Origin of the sequence: Nocardioides sp., from assembly GCF_036503465.1 — a bacterium.
Classification (GTDB): Bacteria; Actinomycetota; Actinomycetes; order Propionibacteriales; family Nocardioidaceae; genus Nocardioides.
On the sequence record NZ_DASXWU010000023.1, the window covers coordinates 80,458 to 96,924 of the forward strand.

Annotated in this window: 17 protein-coding genes; 6 read left to right on the forward strand and 11 right to left on the reverse strand. The window is 71.0% G+C overall.

Annotated features, from left to right (window positions below; genetic code table 11):
- Window positions 1-593: 593 nt before the first annotated feature.
- The 5 genes from VGK78_RS03640 to pdxH all read right to left on the reverse strand — a co-directional run bounded on the left by VGK78_RS03640 (window position 594) and on the right by pdxH (window position 6,938).
- The gene (locus VGK78_RS03640) at window positions 594-2,672 is read right to left on the reverse strand and encodes an ABC transporter ATP-binding protein (RefSeq protein ID WP_414690624.1); all 2,079 of its coding nucleotides are present in this window, start codon (window positions 2,670-2,672) and stop codon (window positions 594-596) included.
- Complete coding sequence (locus VGK78_RS03645) at window positions 2,669-4,414, reverse strand: ABC transporter ATP-binding protein (protein ID WP_414690625.1); 1,746 nt, start codon at window positions 4,412-4,414, stop codon at window positions 2,669-2,671. Before VGK78_RS03645 ends, VGK78_RS03640 begins: the two co-directional genes overlap by 4 nt.
- Window positions 4,414-4,992: a TetR/AcrR family transcriptional regulator gene (locus VGK78_RS03650; protein WP_331525988.1), complete on the reverse strand. Its 579-nt coding sequence runs from the start codon at window positions 4,990-4,992 to the stop codon at window positions 4,414-4,416. The genes VGK78_RS03645 and VGK78_RS03650 overlap by 1 nt, the downstream gene beginning before the upstream one ends.
- A gap of 117 nt (window positions 4,993-5,109) precedes the next feature.
- Window positions 5,110-6,219 carry a hypothetical protein gene (locus VGK78_RS03655; RefSeq protein WP_331525989.1) on the reverse strand — a complete coding sequence of 370 codons (1,110 nt, stop codon included), beginning with the start codon at window positions 6,217-6,219 and terminating at the stop codon, window positions 5,110-5,112.
- Window positions 6,220-6,299: 80 nt separating this feature from the next.
- On the reverse strand, window positions 6,300-6,938 hold the full coding sequence (gene pdxH / locus VGK78_RS03660) for a pyridoxamine 5'-phosphate oxidase (protein WP_331525991.1): 639 nt from the start codon (window positions 6,936-6,938) through the stop codon (window positions 6,300-6,302).
- Window positions 6,939-7,030: 92 nt separating this feature from the next.
- On the opposite strand from pdxH, the gene VGK78_RS03665 reads away from it, so the two are divergent.
- Window positions 7,031-8,146, forward strand: coding sequence for a citrate synthase 2 (locus tag VGK78_RS03665; protein WP_331525993.1), 1,116 nt, complete (start codon window positions 7,031-7,033; stop codon window positions 8,144-8,146).
- A 24-nt stretch (window positions 8,147-8,170) separates the two neighbouring features.
- Window positions 8,171-8,767 (forward strand): GNAT family N-acetyltransferase, encoded by a 597-nt coding sequence (locus VGK78_RS03670; RefSeq protein WP_331525994.1) that lies wholly within the window; start codon window positions 8,171-8,173, stop codon window positions 8,765-8,767.
- Here the strand turns inward: VGK78_RS03670 and VGK78_RS03675 are convergent.
- Window positions 8,719-9,375, reverse strand: a complete 657-nt coding sequence (locus VGK78_RS03675) for a response regulator transcription factor (protein WP_331525995.1) — start codon at window positions 9,373-9,375, stop codon at window positions 8,719-8,721. The two genes, VGK78_RS03670 and VGK78_RS03675, sit on opposite strands and share 49 nt — an antisense overlap.
- On the reverse strand, window positions 9,372-10,451 hold the full coding sequence (locus VGK78_RS03680) for a sensor histidine kinase (protein ID WP_331525996.1): 1,080 nt from the start codon (window positions 10,449-10,451) through the stop codon (window positions 9,372-9,374). The genes VGK78_RS03675 and VGK78_RS03680 overlap by 4 nt, the downstream gene beginning before the upstream one ends.
- A 132-nt stretch (window positions 10,452-10,583) precedes the next feature.
- On the opposite strand from VGK78_RS03680, the gene VGK78_RS03685 reads away from it, so the two are divergent.
- Both VGK78_RS03685 and VGK78_RS03690 read left to right on the forward strand, forming a co-directional pair.
- On the forward strand, window positions 10,584-11,519 hold the full coding sequence (locus VGK78_RS03685) for an ABC transporter ATP-binding protein (RefSeq protein ID WP_331525997.1): 936 nt from the start codon (window positions 10,584-10,586) through the stop codon (window positions 11,517-11,519).
- Complete coding sequence (locus VGK78_RS03690; protein ID WP_331525998.1) at window positions 11,516-12,367, forward strand: ABC transporter permease subunit; 852 nt, start codon at window positions 11,516-11,518, stop codon at window positions 12,365-12,367. Before VGK78_RS03685 ends, VGK78_RS03690 begins: the two co-directional genes overlap by 4 nt.
- Before the next feature lie 126 nt (window positions 12,368-12,493).
- Here the strand turns inward: VGK78_RS03690 and VGK78_RS03695 are convergent, their stop codons facing one another.
- Together VGK78_RS03695 and VGK78_RS03700 are read right to left on the reverse strand one after the other, a co-directional pair.
- Window positions 12,494-12,979: a GNAT family N-acetyltransferase gene (locus VGK78_RS03695; RefSeq protein ID WP_331526000.1), complete on the reverse strand. Its 486-nt coding sequence runs from the start codon at window positions 12,977-12,979 to the stop codon at window positions 12,494-12,496.
- The gene (locus tag VGK78_RS03700) at window positions 12,969-13,430 is read right to left on the reverse strand and encodes a zinc ribbon domain-containing protein (RefSeq protein ID WP_331526002.1); all 462 of its coding nucleotides are present in this window, start codon (window positions 13,428-13,430) and stop codon (window positions 12,969-12,971) included. Before VGK78_RS03700 ends, VGK78_RS03695 begins: the two co-directional genes overlap by 11 nt.
- A 100-nt stretch (window positions 13,431-13,530) precedes the next feature.
- Between VGK78_RS03700 and serC the strand changes: the two genes are divergently transcribed.
- Window positions 13,531-14,652 carry a phosphoserine transaminase gene (serC, locus tag VGK78_RS03705; protein WP_331526003.1) on the forward strand — a complete coding sequence of 374 codons (1,122 nt, stop codon included), beginning with the start codon at window positions 13,531-13,533 and terminating at the stop codon, window positions 14,650-14,652.
- A gap of 45 nt (window positions 14,653-14,697) precedes the next feature.
- Here the strand turns inward: serC and VGK78_RS03710 are convergent, their stop codons facing one another.
- Both VGK78_RS03710 and VGK78_RS03715 read right to left on the reverse strand, forming a co-directional pair.
- Window positions 14,698-15,051, reverse strand: a complete 354-nt coding sequence (locus VGK78_RS03710) for a DNA polymerase ligase N-terminal domain-containing protein (protein WP_331526004.1) — start codon at window positions 15,049-15,051, stop codon at window positions 14,698-14,700.
- A gap of 4 nt (window positions 15,052-15,055) precedes the next feature.
- The gene (locus VGK78_RS03715; RefSeq protein WP_414690626.1) at window positions 15,056-15,553 is read right to left on the reverse strand and encodes an O-acetyl-ADP-ribose deacetylase; all 498 of its coding nucleotides are present in this window, start codon (window positions 15,551-15,553) and stop codon (window positions 15,056-15,058) included.
- Between the two features lie 59 nt (window positions 15,554-15,612).
- On the opposite strand from VGK78_RS03715, the gene VGK78_RS03720 reads away from it, so the two are divergent.
- Window positions 15,613-16,464 carry a hypothetical protein gene (locus VGK78_RS03720; protein ID WP_331526005.1) on the forward strand — a complete coding sequence of 284 codons (852 nt, stop codon included), beginning with the start codon at window positions 15,613-15,615 and terminating at the stop codon, window positions 16,462-16,464.
- The last annotated feature ends 3 nt before the right edge of the window (window positions 16,465-16,467 follow it).

Genomic DNA, 16,467 nt, shown 5'->3' on the forward strand with positions numbered 1-16,467 from the left:
AACAACTTCACCGGAACCCGGTGCGCCACGAGCGGATAGTACGGATCAGCAGGCTGCTCCGGACCGACAGATCACCGGCCGGGCGATCCGTACTATCTCCGAGACGCAGACGACCCGCAGGTGTGACCACGGAAGAGTCCGGGTCCCTCCGGCCGGACGTTGGCCGGATCACCTGCGGGTCGGGTGTCTGCGTTGGGATTGCCAGCAGTACTTCGGGCTGGCCGGTTGCTGCTAGACCGCAGCCACCTCACGCGTCCTATAAGTACTCAACTCTGGACCACCTCCTTTCCCGTGTACGACGACGCTAACCCGTCGGCCCAAGACTGCTCAACAGGTTTCCGATGTGTCTTCTGCACGCCGTGTCCCGGGCGGCCGTCGACCCGACCACATGCCGCCGCCCCGGCCGGGTACCGAAGGGCATGACCACTACACCGAACGAACCCGTGGAAGACCCGGACGTCGTCCCCAGCGGAGACCCTGCGGCACCGCCAGGTGAGCCGGCGCCGGGGACCGAGCCCAGCCCGGAGCCGAACGCTCCGCCGCCGGACCCCGAGGTCAAGCCCGTCTGATCCTCGACCCGCTCGACCCGCGCCTCAGGCGACCGCGCTCTCCTCCGGCGCGACGAACTGCGCGTTGTACAGCCGCGCGTACGCCCCACCGGACTCGAGCAGCGACTCGTGCGTGCCCTGTTCGACGATCGCGCCGTCCTCCATCACCAGGATCAGGTCGGCGTCACGGATCGTCGAGAGCCGGTGCGCGATCACGAACGACGTGCGATCGGTCCGCAGCGCCGCCATCGCCTGCTGCAGGAGCAGCTCGGTGCGGGTGTCGACCGACGACGTGGCCTCGTCGAGGATCAGCAGGTCGGGGTCGGACAGGAACGCCCGCGCGATCGTGACCAGCTGCCGCTCGCCGGCCGACAGGTTGGTCCCCTCTTCCTCGAGCCGGGTGTCGTAGCCGTCGGGCAAGGAGTGCACGAAACGGTCGACGTACGTCGCGCGCGCGGCACGGAGGATCTCCTCCTCGGTGGCGCCGGGCCGACCGTAGGCGATGTTGTCGCGGATCGTGCCCTCGAACAGCCAGGTGTCCTGCAGCACCATCCCGATCTGCTCGCGCAGCGCCGCCCGCGGCATCGAGGCGATGTCGACCCCGTCGAGGGTGATCCGGCCGGAGGAGACGTCGTAGAACCGCATCACCAGGTTGACCAGCGTGGTCTTCCCCGCACCGGTCGGCCCGACGATCGCCACCGTGTGTCCGGGATCGGCGACCAGCGAGAGGCCCTGGATCAGTGGTGACCCGGGGTCGTAGGAGAACGAGACGTCCTCGAAGCGGACCTCCCCGTGTCGACGCTCGGCCGCCGCCGGCGTCCCCGTGGCGTCGGGCTCCTGCTCCGGCGCGTCGAGCAGCTCGAAGACGCGCTCGGCGCTGGCGACGCCGGACTGCAGGAGGTTGGCCATCGAGGCGACCTGGGTCAGCGGCTGGGTGAACTGGCGGGAGTACTGGATGAACGCCTGCACCTCACCCAACGAGATCGAGCCGTTGGCCACCTTGAGACCACCGAGCACCGCGATCACGACGTAGTTGAGGTTCCCGATGAACATCATCGTCGGCATGATCAGCCCACTCACGAACTGCGCGCCGAACGAGGCCTGGTAGAGCTTCTCGTTCTCCTCGGCGAAGGTCTCCTCGACCTCCCGCTGCCGGCCGAAGACCTTGACCAGGGCGTTGCCGGAGAAGGTCTCCTCGATGTGGGCGTTGAGCTTCCCGGTACGCCGCCACTGGTCGATGAACATGCCCTGGCTGCGCTTCATCACCTGGCCGCTGACCACCATCGTGATCGGCACCGTCACCAGGGCGACGAGCGCGAGCTCCCACGAGATCGAGAACATGAAGCCGACCACGAAGAGCACGGTCAGCAGCGAGCTCAGCAGCTGGCTCATCGTCTGCTGCAGGGTCTGGCTGACGTTGTCGATGTCGTTGGTGACCCGGCTCAGCAGCTCGCCGCGCGGCTGCTGGTCGAAGTAGCTCAACGGCAGCGCGTTGACCTTGTCCTCGACGTCGGACCGCATCCGGAAGATCGTGCGCTGCACGACGTCGTTGAGCAGGTACCCCTGGAGCCCCGCCAGCAGCGACGCCGCGGCGTACACGCCGAGGACCAGCAGGAGGACGTGCCCGACGGCGGTGAAGTCCACGCCCTGGCCGACCACGAAGTGCTTCATCGAGGCGATCATCGAGGCCTGCTTGTCGTCGCCCGCCTGCTGGAGGTGCCGGACCACCTGTTCCTGCGAGGTGCCGTCGGGCACCTGGCCGGCGAGGTTCCTGCCGAGGATGCCGGCGAAGATCAGGTCGGTGGCACGTCCCAGGATCCGCGGACCCAGGGACATCAGCGCGACGCTGCAGACCGCCAGGACCACGACCGCGATCGCCTTGGTCCGCTCGGGCGCCATCCGGCGGACGAGCCGCTTGGCAGACGGCTTGAAGTCGTTGGCCTTCTGGCCGACCATGCCGCCGCCGAACGGACCCCGGCCGGGTCCCCCGTGCCCGGCCGTGATCCGTTCGGTCTCCTTGAGCTGCCCGGTCTTGGACGCGGTGCCGGGCCCACCGACGGGGACCCCGCTGGGCTCGCCGCGGGGAACGGGCACGGGCCCGCGGCCCTTCGTCCCGGTCGTCATGCCACGGCCTCCTCGGCGCTCAGCTGGGATGCGACGATCTCCTGGTACGTCGAGCAGGTGTCGAGCAGCTCGTGGTGCCGCCCCCGCCCGACCACCACGCCGTCCTCGAGCACGAGGATCAGGTCGGCGTCGCGGATCGTGGACACCCGCTGGGCCACGATCAGCACCGTGGCGTCGCGGGTGACCGGGCGCAACGCGCTCCGGAGCCGCGCGTCGGTGGCGAGGTCGAGCGCCGAGAAGGAGTCGTCGAACAGGTAGATCTCCGGACGCCGTACGACGGCCCGGGCGATCGCGAGCCGCTGCCGCTGGCCGCCGCTGAGGTTGGTGCCGCCCTGGGCGATCGGGGCGTCGAGGGCCTCGGGCATGGCCAGCACGAAGTCGTCCGCCTGGGCGATCCGTAGCGCCTCCCACAGCTCGTCGTCGGTGGCGTCGGGCTTGCCGTGCAGCAGGTTGGACCTGACCGTGCCGGAGAACAGGTAGGCCCTCTGCGGCACCAGGCCGATCAGGGACCACAGCCGCTCCGGGTCGAGGCGGCGTACGTCGACGCCGTCGACCTGGAGGGCGCCGCCGGTGACGTCGAAGAGGCGCGGAACCAGGTTGACCAGGGTGCTCTTGCCGGCCCCGGTCGAGCCGATCACCGCAACCGTCTGCCCGGGCCGGGCCTCGAACGACAGGTCGCGCAGCACCGGCAGGTCGGCGCCGGGGTAGCTGAAGTCGACGCCGTCGAGCCGCAGCGTGCCGTGCTCGGGCAGGTCGCTCACCGGGTCGTCGGGCTCCGGGACCGAGGTCGTGGTCTGCAGCACCTCGTTGATCCGGTCGGCGCAGACCGCCGACCTCGGGATCATCATCATCATGAAGGTGCCCATCATCACCGACATCACGATCTGCATGAGGTAGGAGAGGTACGCCGTCAGCGCACCCACCTGCATGGCCCCGGAGTCGACCCGGTGCCCGCCGAACCAGAGCACGCCGACGGACGCGACGTTCGCCACCAGCATCACCGTCGGGAACATCAACGCGATGTAGCGGCCGGCGCGGACGGCCACGGCGGTGAGATCGGTGTTGGCCGTCGCGAAGCGCTCGGTCTCCAGCGGCTCGCGGACGAAGGCCCGCACCACCCGGACGCCGGTGATCTGCTCGCGCAGCAGCCGGTTGACCTCGTCGATCCGGCTCTGCATGAGACGGAAGCTCGGCACCATCCGGGTGACGATCAGGCTGAGGCACAGCGCCAGGACCGGGACTGTCACGGCCACCAACCACGACAACCCGACGTCCTCGCGGACGGCCATCACGATGCCGCCCACCATCATGATCGGCGCCATCACCATCAGCGTGCAGGACATCAGCACGAGCATCTGCACCTGCTGCACGTCGTTGGTCTCGCGGGTGATCAGGCTGGGTGCGCCGAAGTGCTGGACCTCGCGCTGGCTGAAGCTGCCGACGCGGTGGAAGATTGCCGCGCGCACGTCGCGGCCGAAGCCCATCGCCGTACGTGCACCGAACCAGACCGCCCCGATCGAGCAGCAGATCTGGACGAGGGCGACGCCGAGCATGATCGCGCCCGTGCGGACGATGTAGCCGGTGTCGCCGGTGACGACGCCCTTGTCGATGATGTCGGCGTTCAGGCTGGGCAGGTACAGCGCCATCACGGTGCCGACGAACTGCAGGCCGACGACCACGGTGAGGGGGCCGCGGTAGGCCGCGAGGAAGCGGCGGACGAGGCTGGACAGGTCGCGCAGCATCAGACTTCCTTCTTCAGGACGCCGTCGAGGACGACCCCGACGATCTCGGTGGGGGTCAGGAGCCGGCCGTCGGCGATCTCGTGGTGGCTGGCCGAGAACGTGAGCAACCGGAGGATGTGGACCAGGTCCGCCGGCGGGATGGTGAGCTTGTCGGCGTCCGGCTCCACGAGGGCCACGAGCCGCCTGCGAGCCTCGGCGCGCGCCTTCGCGGCGCTCTTCGAGTCGTGGTCGGGCGGCGCCACCATGCCGACGGCGCGCATCAGCCCGAAGATCTCCTGGAGGCGGCGCTGGAAGACGGTCACCATCGCGACCAGACGGTCGCGCAGGGGGGCGTCGACGTCCACGTCGTCGAGGTCGTGCTCGAAGTGCCCGGGCCCGAACACCGACGTGATCGCGGCCTCGACCAGCTCCTCCTTCGAGGGGAAGACCCTGAAGATCGTGCCCTCGGCCACCCCGGCCGCCTCGGCGATCTGTCGCGTCGTCACCCCCCGCCCGTGCTCACGGAGCAGGGGCAGGGTGGCCTGGATGAGCGCCGTACGGCGGTCGTCGGGTGACATGGCGGTGGCACGAGGAGACATCGCCCGCCACAGTAACTGAGTGAGCGCTCACTCACAAATGAATTGTTCGGATGGTCCCCGACGAAATGGTCGTCCCCGGGGCGGTCCGGGCGACCAGGACGTCGGGGACCATCCGGCTCAGCGGATGATGGAGTGGCGGACGTCGATGGGGCCGTGGCCCTCGTAGAAGATCCCGGGCCGGGTCTCGAACCGCTCGCTGACGTTGTCCTTCAGCGTCGACCAGTAGATGTGCAGTCGACCGGTGCGGTCGTTGCTGACGTAGAAGACCGCCCCTCCGCCCTCGTTCGCGTGGTTGCGCCGCATCAGGGTGCCGCCGATCCGCACCGTGTAGTCCTCACCGTCGGTGTAGATCGCACCGCCGGACCCGCCGCCCGGGGTGTGCGGGCGTCGGGGGTTGGCGCCGTAGCCGATCGCCCGGTTCCCGCTGAAGACGCTGTTCAGGACGGTCCACGAGACGTTGATGCTGCTCAGCGCAGCCCCGTTGCTGCAGCGCCCGCCGACGAAGGTGCTGTGCACGACGTACACCGGCTCGTTGTGGTACTGGAATCGCGCCCGGACCGCCCCACCCCCGAGGTCGGGACCGGTCCGGTCGCAGCGGTTGTCGGTGAAGGTCACGTTCACGACCTTGAGCCGCCCGCCGTAGGAGAAGATCGCGCCACCACCGCCGCCGTAGTCGAGGTCGCCGCTCGAGTTGCCGTTGGCGAGCCCGATGTTCTGCACGACCAGCTGCGGGCGAGGGCTGTCCTGGCAGTTGCGCAGCCGCAGCCCTCGGCTCGGGTCACAGGCGTTCTCGTAGAGGATCCGCCGCTTGCCCGCGCCCGAGAGGGTGACCAGCCCGCCGCCGTCGAGCACGACGCGGCGGTGGGTGTTGTTGACCTTGACCGTGTGTCGCATCCGGATCACCACCGGGTCCGGGCCGCAGCGGAACGTGATGACGCCGCCCTTCGCGACGGCGCGCACCACCTTCCGGGAGGTGCAGCTCGCGGGTGTCCCGCGGCCGATGACGCGCGTCGGATTGCTGGTGTCCGCCGCTCGCGCCTCCTTCGGCACCGCCACCCGCTCGACGCCACGGTCCGTCGTGGTCGCGAGGGTGGTCCGCAGGGCCGGCTCGGCACCGTTCAGAGCTGGCGCGCCGGGGGCCGGGCGCACCGCAGCGCCGGCGTACGACGGGACAGCGACCGCCGTCGCGGCGAGCAGGGCCAGGGGAGCCAGCACCGAGAGACGCACCCGGCCAAGATAGGGATCGGAGCGTCCGTACGGGCGCTTTTCGACGGCGCGCCGCCGGAGCCCGGCCGGGGACGGATCGACTACGGCGCCAGGCGGTGCACCGACCAGCCGTCGCCGTCCCGGCGGTAGACCAGCCGGTCGTGCATCCGACCCGGCCTCCCCTGCCAGAACTCCACGGCCTCGGGCTCGACCCGGAAGCCGCCCCACTCCTCCGGCACCGGCACCTCGTCGGGGTACGCCGAGTCCGCGACCGCCCAGGCGTCGTCCAGCTCCTGCCGCGAGCCGACCTCGCGGGACTGGTGCGAGGCATGGGCGCCGAGCTGCGAGCCGCGAGGCCGAGTCTTGAAGTACGCCGCCACCTCGTCCCGAGCGAGCTCCGAGGCGGTGCCGTCCACCCTCACCTGGCGTTCGAGCGGATGCCAGGGGAAGAGCAGCGCGACGCGAGGGTTGGCCGCCAGCTCGGTCCCCTTGCGCGAGCCGAGGTTGGTGAAGAACACCCAGCCCGCGGGCGTGAAGCCCTTGAGCAGCACCAGCCGCGCCGAAGGCCGTCCGTCGGCCGACGCCGAGGCCACCACCATCGCGTTCGGCTCGTAGACCCCGGCTGTGACGGCGTCGTGGTACCACCGCTGGAACATCGCGAACGGGTCGGGAGCCAGGTCGGCCTCCGTCAGACCGCCGAGGGCGTACTCGCGGCGCAGGTCGGCATACCGGTCGGTCACATCGTCAATCCAACCACCGGCCACCGGCCCTCGTGATGCCTCCGTCCCCACCCCGGGGGAGAATCGAGCTGGCAACGACACAGGAGCGGCCGATGAGCGAGCAACAGCCCCAGATCCACGAGGGCCTCGAGGGCGTGGTCGCGTTCGCGACCGAGATCGCCGAGCCCGACAAGGAGGGGTCAGCGCTCCGCTACCGCGGCGTCGACATCGAGGAGCTGGTGGGGCGGGTGCCGTTCGAGAAGGTCTGGGGCCTCCTCGTCGACGGCCGGTTCGAGCCCGGGCTTCCGCCCGCCGAGCCGTACAACATCGCGATCCACACCGGCGACGTGCGGGCCGACGTCCAGGCGTCGGTGGCGATGCTCGCGCCGATGCTCGGCATGGGGCAGACCTATGACATCTCCGACGAGCAGGCGCGCCTCGACCTCTCTCGGGTAGCGGTGATGGTGCTGTCGTACGCCGCCCAGTCGGCCCGTGGCCTCGGGAGGCCGGTGGTCACCCAGCGCGAGGTCGACCAGGGCACGACGCTGGCCGAGAAGTTCCTGATCCGCTGGCACGGCGAGGCCGATCCCAAGCACACCAAGGCGATCGACGCCTACTGGAGCTCGGCCGCCGAGCACGGCATGAACGCCTCGACCTTCACCGCCCGGGTCATCACCTCGACCGGCGCGGACGTCGCGGCGGCGTTCTCCGGCGCCATCGGCGCGATGAGCGGTCCGCTGCACGGCGGCGCCCCGTCGCGGGTGCTCGGGATGATCGAGGAGGTCGAGCGCACCGGCGACGCCGAGGCCTACGTCAAGTCGCTGCTCGACCGCGGCGAACGGCTGATGGGATTCGGCCACCGGGTCTACCGCGCCGAGGATCCACGCGCTCGCGTCCTGCGACGTACGGCGCGCGAACTCGACGCCCCGCGCTACGAGGTCGCCGAGGCCCTGGAGAAGGCCGCGCTGGCCGAGCTCCGCGCCCGTCGCCCCGACCGGGTGCTCGAGACGAACGTCGAGTTCTGGGCCGCGATCGTGCTCGACTTCGCCGAGGTGCCGGCGACGATGTTCACCTCGATGTTCACGTGTGCCCGCACCGGCGGCTGGTCCGCCCACATCCTCGAGCAGAAGCGCACCGGCCGGCTGATCCGTCCGTCGGCGGTCTACACCGGCCCGCCGGCCCGACCTGCTTCCTCGGTCGAGGGCTGGGACTCCACCTGGGCGGAGTGAGTGCTGCAGGCGGCCGCGGCGGTCATGAGGCCCACCCTCCATACGACACGACTGACCCTCGAGCCGGTGGCCGACGAGCACCTGCCCCTGCTGGTCGAGCTCAACTCCGACCCCGAGGTGATGCGGTTCCTCATCGGTCGAGCGGCGACCCCCGAGGAGACGTACGCCGAGTGGGAGCGGCGGCGCGGGCCGCAGAGCGACGAGGAGCGCGGGCTGGGCTACTGGGCCGGGTTCGAGACCGCGGCCGGAGGCGGCTTCGTCGGCTGGTGGTCGACCAGCCACTACGCCGGCGACGACACCCTGGCCGGACTGGGATACCGCCTCCGGCGAGAGGCCTGGGGACGCGGGCTCGCCACCGAGGGCTGCCACGCGATGCTCGCCCATGCCTTCACGATCCCCGGGATCGAGCGCGTGGCGGCGGGGACGATGGCGGTGAACACGCGCTCGAGGCGGGTGATGGAGAAGCTCGGCATGGTGCACGTCCGCACCTGGCATGAGGACTTCGCCGCCCCGCTCCCCGGCACCGACCGGGGCGAGGTGGGCTACGAGCTCACCCGTAGGAGGTGGGCGGATCACACCGGCGGCATGAGCCCCGAACGGAGTGCGAACACCACCAGCTGAGCGCGGTCTCGCGCGCCGAGCTTGACCATCGCCCGGCTGACGTGCGTGCGCACGGTGTCGGGGCTGACGACGAGCTGCCGCGCGATCTCGGCGTTCGACATCCCGGTCGCTACCCATGCCACCATCTCGCGCTCCCGATCGGTCAGGTCACCCAGCCGCGGGTGAGGATCGGCCGCCGGAGCCGCCGAGCCGAAGTGCTCGATCACCCGGCGGGTCACCGACGGTGCGAGCAGCGAGCCACCGTCCGCGACGACCCGGATCGCGTCCAGGAGCGCGGTCGGCTCGGCGTCCTTGAGCAGGAACCCGCTCGCGCCCGACCGCAGCGCCTCGAAGACGTACTCGTCGAGCTCGAACGTCGTCAGCATCACGACGCGTACGGCGTCCAGGTCCGCGTCGGCGGTCACCTCGGCGAGCAGCGCCAGCCCGTCCAGCACCGGCATCCGGATGTCGCACAGGACCACGTCGGGGCGGGTGGCCCGGACCAGCCCGAGCCCGGTCCGGCCGTCACCGGCCTCCCCGACCAGCTCGAGGTCCGGCTCGGACTCGATCAGCGTGCGCAACCCGGTGCGAACCAGCGCCTGGTCGTCGACCACCGCCACCCGGATCATGGGACGACCGACGGGATGACCGCGCGCACCTCGAACCCACCTGAAGTCGGCCCGACGCTCAGCGTCCCACCGAGCCGCTCGACCCGGGCGCGCATGCTGCCGATGCCCAGCCCCTCGCTCACGGCACCACCCTGCCCGTCGTCGACGACGGTCACCACAACGGCCCCGGGCTCCTCGCTCACGTCGACCCGCGCCGACGTGGCTCCGCTGTGACGCAGCACGTTGGTCAGCGCCTCCTGCACGACCAGGTAGGCGGCTGCTCCGATCTCGTCGCGCACCGGCTCGGACGTGCTGTGCAGGTCGACGTCGAGCCCACCGGCACGGACCCGGGCGACCAGCCCGGCCAGGTCCGCCAGGCCGTTGCGCACGGTCCGGGGACCTCCGCCCGGCTCCGCCGAGAGACGGCTCAGCTCGGCTCGGAGGGCGTCCAACGACTCGCGGCTCGTCTCCCGGATGGCCAACAGCGACTCGCGGGCCTTCACCGGATCGCGGTCGAGCACGTGCAGCGCCACCCCCGCCTGCATCGCGATCACCGCCAGCCCGTGCCCGACACCGTCGTGCAGGTCCTGGGCCATCCGGAGCCGCTCCTCCGTCGCCGTACGCCGAGCGTGCTCGCGCCGCGTCTCGGTGCGGGTGCGCATCGCCGCGCCGATCGCCGCGGACGCCGAGAGCACCGCCACGAACCAGACGATCCGCGCGGCCACGGATCCCGGCGGCTGGTCCGCCCACCGGCTGGCGATGGCTGCCGCGATCGGCGCGGCGGCGAGGGCGTAGGGCCACCACCGGCGCGGCGGCCACCGCGAGGTGAGCGCGTAGGCCGAGGCGAGGATGCTCAGGTAGATCGGCCCGTCGCCGTACCCGAGCGCGAAGTAGGAGGTGACCGCCGCGGCGTTCGCCAGCCAGGTGAGCTCGGGTCGCCATCTGCGGCCGAGCAGCACGAGCACCGCGATCCCGGCCAGGATGCCCGCACCTGTCTTGGGCCGGTCGTGCCAACGACCGAGAGTCCCGGCAAGGGTCACGACGAGCAGCAGGAGCACCCACCAGTGCGCCCGCAGCCAGTCGCGTATCCCGGTCACGGCCCCGACCCTAGGCGCGGGGCGGGGCGCCGACGTACCGGCGGCCGCGTATCCGTCGTACGCAGATCCGCGTACGACGACGCCGCTCGTCGTCGGACGACGGGGAAGCCGCCACCGACGAGGCTCGAGGACATGGATGACCTGGTGCTCGAGACGAAGAGCCTGACCAAGCGGTACGGCGACCGCCTCGCCGTCGACTGCGTGACCATGACCGTGCGGCGGGGCGAGGTGTACGGCTTCCTGGGCCCGAACGGCGCGGGCAAGACCACCACCCTGCGGATGAGCCTGGGACTGGTGCACCCCACCTCCGGCTCGGCGACTGTCCTCGGCCGCCCGGCCGGCGACCCCGCGGCCATCGGCCGCGTGGGCGCGCTGATCGAGGGTCCGGGCTTCTACCCGTACCTGTCCGGCCGCGCGAACCTGCACGTGATGGCTCGCTATCGCGGCCTTCCTGACGCCGCAGCCGATGCGGCGCTCGAGCGGGTCGACCTGAGCGACCGAGGGGGCGACCGGTTCAAGACGTACTCGCTGGGCATGAAGCAGCGGCTCGGGGTGGCGGCGGCGCTGATGGGCGACCCCGACCTGATCGTGCTGGACGAGCCCACCAACGGTCTGGACCCGGGCGGCATGGCCGATATGCGTGCCCTGATCGTCGACCTCGCGCGGGGCGGCCAGACCGTCCTGCTCTCGAGTCACCTGCTGGCCGAGGTCGAGGAGATCTGCGACCGGGTCGGCGTGATCTCCCGTGGCCGGCTGCTCGAGGAGTCCACCGTGTCCGCCCTGCGCGGAGGGCGGCGGCTCCGCGTGGTCGCCGCACCGCTCGACCGGGCGCTGACGGTCGGCATGCGCTTCACGGAGAACGCCGAGCTGTCCGGCGACGCCGTACTCCTCGACGTACCCGACGACCGGACGCCGGACGTCGTCCGTGCCCTCGTGGCGGACGGCCTGGACGTGCACGAGGCGGTCGTCACCGAACGCACCCTCGAGGAGGTCTTCTTCGAGATGACCCGGCTCGAGCTCGACACCGACCGTGGGCTCGTCGAGCCCGGAACGGAGATCCTGCGATGAACGCACTGTCCCGAACCGTCCGCGCCGAGCTGTTCCGGCTCCGGCGGTGGCCCGCCTTCTGGGTGACGGTCACGGCGTGGCTGCTGCTGAACGCGATGTTCGGCTACGTGTTCAACTTCGTCACCTACACCAGCGGCGACAACAGCTTCTCCAACGAGGGTCAGACCCGCGCCGACGTGCTCGCCACGATCGTGCCGTCGGGCGTCGCCAACACGCTGCCGCAGGGGATGCCACTGTTCGGCGGCGCCATCATGATGGTGCTCGGCGCGATCGTGGCCGGCAACGGCTACGGCTGGGGCACCTGGAAGACCGTCTTCACCCAAGGCCCGTCGCGGGTCACCACGATGCTCGGCTCGATGTGGGCCGTGGTGGTCCTGGTCGCCGGCCTGGTGGTGGTCACGCTGGTTTCCGACACGCTGCTGGCGCTCGGTGTCGCAGGCTTGGAGTCGCAGCCGGTCACGTGGTCACATCCAGGTGATCTTCTGCAGTCCTTCGGCGGCGGGCTGCTGGTGATGGAGATGTGGGCACTCGCGGGCTACTTCCTGGGCACCCTGGCCCGGAGCCCCGCCGTGTCGGTCGGTCTGGGCCTGGTCTGGGCGCTGGTGATCGAGGGGCTGCTCCGCGGCGTCGGCACCTCGCTGCAGGCCGTCGCCGTGTTCACCCACTTCCTTCCCGGTACGGCGGCCGGCTCCCTGATCGGCAGCATCGTCGGCGCCGGCGGTCCCGACGCGACCCCGGGACTGCTCGACACCTTGCCCGCCGTCCGAGCCGTGGTGACCGTCGCTGCCTGGGCCGTCGTCCTCCCGGTGGCCTCGCTGTGGCTGGTCAGGCGCCGGGACGTCGCGTGAGGTGGGACCAGGAAGCAGCCCCGCATCGATCGTCACCGTCGCCCGAGCCACCCTGTCGATCTCCCGACAGCCTGGCACGACCGAGCGCCCGATCGCGTTCGTTGTCCACAGACCCCAGGACGGGCGTCAGCCCAGGCGGCGGGCGTAGCACCTGTTCTGCGGCGACCAGCGGTAGTGGCCGAACGGCTCGACGGGCTCGTAGCCGGCGCCCACGTACAGCTCCATCGCCTCCGGCTGGGCTGTCCCGGTCTCCAGGATCATCACGTCGGCTCCGGCCGCACGGGCACTGTCCTCGAGGTGGGCGAGCATCAGGTGGGCGAGCGCCTGTCGCCGTGCGGAGGGCGCGACGTACATCCGCTTCACCTCGGCCGGCCGGGTCGACCCCAGTCGCTCGACGTCGTCTCGGAAGCGCCAGGCGCCGGTCGCCACCGGCGCGTCGTCGAGGTAGCCGACGTAGAACGCCCCGGACGGCGGGGCGAGGTCGTCGGGCACCAGCGGCGAGTGGTCGGGGCCGCCGTACCGCACGACGTACTCCTGCTGGACGGCGTCGACCAGCACGCGCGCGTCGGGATGGGTGATCGGCACTTGCTCGATCCGCAGGTCAGCGGGCAAGCGCGGCACCACAGCTGTCGCAGAACGACGCGTCGTCGTCGTTGCGGGTGCCGCACTTCGAGCAGTAGGGGCCGGTCACGGCCGCCGCGTGCGGGGCGGGAGCGTCGTCGACTGTGCGACCCACGCCCAGGACGCCCTCGCCGTCGGTGAGGTACGCCGCGGAGTCCTTGATCACCGGTGCCGTCTCCCCGGCGACGTAGCGGGACGCGGCGCCCATGAAGCCGGCCTGCAGGCACCAGACGGCGATTGCCACGCCGAAGATGCCGACGAAGATCATCCAGAACTTGTGCGGACCGTCGAACGAGTCGGCACTCGCGAAGAAGTCCTGGAGCCCGACCGCGATGAAGCCGAGCGCGACGACCAGGGCCACCAGGCCGACGACGCGGAAGACGTTGCGGGTGACGCGCTGGCCGCGGATGCCCGGCGGCGGTGTGGTCGGGTCGGTGCTCATCTGGTGTCCTCCCGTGTGCCCGGATCAACGGCCCTGACACAATAGTCACCGCCGACAGCGTCGTCCGGCAGACCACCCCACCCCCTCCGGAAGGTTGTCCATGAGCGACGCGATCTCGATCCCCGCCGATCTCAAGCCGGCCGACGGCCGCTTCGGCGCCGGGCCGTCCAAGATCCAGACCAGCCACCTCGATGCGCTGGCGGCCACCGGCGCCTCCCTGATGGGCACGTCGCACCGGCAGGCTCCGGTGCGAGGACTGGTACGCCGTGTGCAGGAGGGACTCACGACGTTCTTCGACCTGCCCGACGGCTACGAGGTCGTGCTCGGCAACGGCGGCGCGACCGCCTTCTGGGACGTCGCGACGTACGGCCTGATCCGGGAGAGGAGCCAGCACCTGTCGTTCGGGGAGTTCTCCTCGAAGTTCGCGAAGGCGGCGAAGGCCGCTCCCTGGCTGGCCGAGCCGTCGATCGTGGCCTCCGAGCCCGGCACCCGACCTGACCCGGTGGCCGAGCCGGGGGTCGACGTCTACGCCTGGGCGCAGAACGAGACCTCGACCGCGGTGATGGCCCCGGTACGCCGGGTGGCCGGCGCCGACGACGACGCCCTGGTCCTCATCGACGCGACCTCGGGCGCCGGCGGGCTGCCGGTCGACCTCACCCAGGTCGACGCGTACTACTTCGCACCGCAGAAGTGCTTCGCATCCGACGGCGGGCTCTTCGTCGCGCTGCTGTCGCCGGCGGCCGTCTCCCGGGCCACGGAGCTCAAGGAGAGCGGTCGGCACATCCCGGCCTTCCTCGACCTGGTCACCGCGATCGACAACTCGCGGCTGAACCAGACCTACAACACGCCGTCGATCGCGACCCTGTTCCTGATGGCCGAGCAGCTGGACTGGATGAACGGGCACGGATCGCTGACCGGGATGGTCGAGCGCACGACCGCCTCGTCGGACGCGCTGTACGGCTGGGCCGAGAAGACGGCGTACACCACGCCGTACGTCGCCGACCCCGGCCAACGCTCCCTGGTGATCGGCACCATCGACTTCGACTACTCGATCGATGCCTCGGCCGTCGCGGCGACCCTGCGTGCCAACGGGATCGTCGACACGGAGCCCTACCGCAAGCTCGGCCGCAACCAGCTGCGGATCGCGATGTACCCGGCCATCGACCCCGGAGACGTCGAGGCCCTCACCGGCTGCATCGACTACGTCGTCGAGCGCCTGTAGGCCCCCGGTCGGATCACCCGGCTAGCCGGCTGATCCGACCAGCGCTCATGGCTGCGCCTTGGTCAGGTGCAGCAGCCAGTCGGAGCCGGTGTCGATGAGGGCGTAGCGGCGGGGGCCGGCGCGGCCGTGCAGGACGAACACGAAGCGCTTCTCGTTCCGGTCCTCGAGCTCCCACCACCCGGAGTCGGCGATCGACTTCGTCGCGTCCGTGTACGTCGCGTGGCCCAGGTCGTGGTCGGCGACGGCGACCGCGAGCCGGTCGCTCCTGGAGTCGGGCGGCATCCCCTTCGGGACCGCCCACGACTTCAGCACACCGTCCTCCTCGAGCCGGAGGTCGAAGTGGGGCTGCGGCTTGCGGTGGTCGTGGAGCACGAAGACCGGCCGTCGCTTCCTACGCATCGACCTACGCATCGACCGCCGCCACCAGCGCGGCGTACGTGCCGGCGTCGAACGCGACCAGCCGGGCCTCCTCGACCTGGGTCGGCGTCGACCTCAGCGTGCAGACGGCAGCGGCGATCGCGTCCTCCTTGGGCCACCCGTAGATCCCGGCACTGACCAGCGGGAAGGCCACCGACCGGGCTCCCAGCTCGTCCGCGACGGCGAGGGCGCGGGCGTAGCACGACGTCAGCAGCGAGCGGTCCTTCTCACCGCCGCGGTAGTTGGGCCCGACCACGTGGATCACCCACCGAGCCCGCATCTTCCCCGCCGTGGTCCAGCCGGCATCGCCCGTCGCCAGTCCGTGCGGGAATCGACGGATGCAGTCCTCGAGCACCTCCGGCCCGCCGGCCCGGTGGATCGCTCCGTCGACTCCTCCGCCGCCGCGCACGGCACGGTTGGCGGCGTTCACCACGGCGTCGACCCCCTGCTCGGTGATGTCTCCCTGGACCACGCTCAGCTCCATGACTCCCATCGTTCCCCAGGACGATGACGGCGACGCCATGGGTCGGGCACGCTGTCGCCATGCCCGAGCCGTACGCCGAGCAGGTCGCGGAGTGGTCCGACCTCGCCGAGCGCACCGAGGCCATGGCGATGCAGCGAATGATGCTCCACCAGTCCCCCGAGACGATCGAGCTGCTCGGCGTCAGCGCCCCGGACCTCGCCGACGGCGTGCACACCGTCGTCGTCCGCGACCCCATGTGGGGCTACTGGAACAAGGCGCTGGGCTTCTGCTCGCCCGTCGACGAGACCACCGTCGCCGAGGCGGTCGCGCGAGCGCGCGACCAGCGGGTCCCGGCGTTCGCGATCCAGGTCCAGCCGCGGGCGGTGCCGGACGGCTGGTCGGCCATCGTCGAACGACACCAGCTCACCGAGGGCACCATGTTCGTCAAGTGCTTCGGTGGGGCCGAGCCGCGCGATGTCGAGACCGACCTGCGCATCGGTCGTCTCGGCCCGGAGGACGCGACGTCGTTCACGCACGTTCTGTGCGTCGGCTTCGGTCTCGAGGAGACCGAGGAGGCCCACGCACTGTTCGACGGGCCGCAGTACTTCGACGGCGACTGGGCGGCGTACGGCGCGTACGACGGCGACCGGCTGGTCGCCGCGGCACGGATGCTCGTCGTCCCGGAGACCGACGCGGTGTCCCTCTTCGGCGCCGCGACGCTGCCGGAAGGACGCAACCGCGGCGCGCAGGGTGCGCTCCTCGACGCGCGCATCCGCGAGGCGCGCGACCGCGGGATCCGCTTCGCCTCGGCCGAGACATGGCTCGAGGCGCCCGACAACCCCAACCCGTCGCAGCACAACATGCGCCGCGCGGGACTCACGGAGGTCCACACCCGACCCAACTGGGTCTGGCGCAACCCGGACGTGGGGTGATCC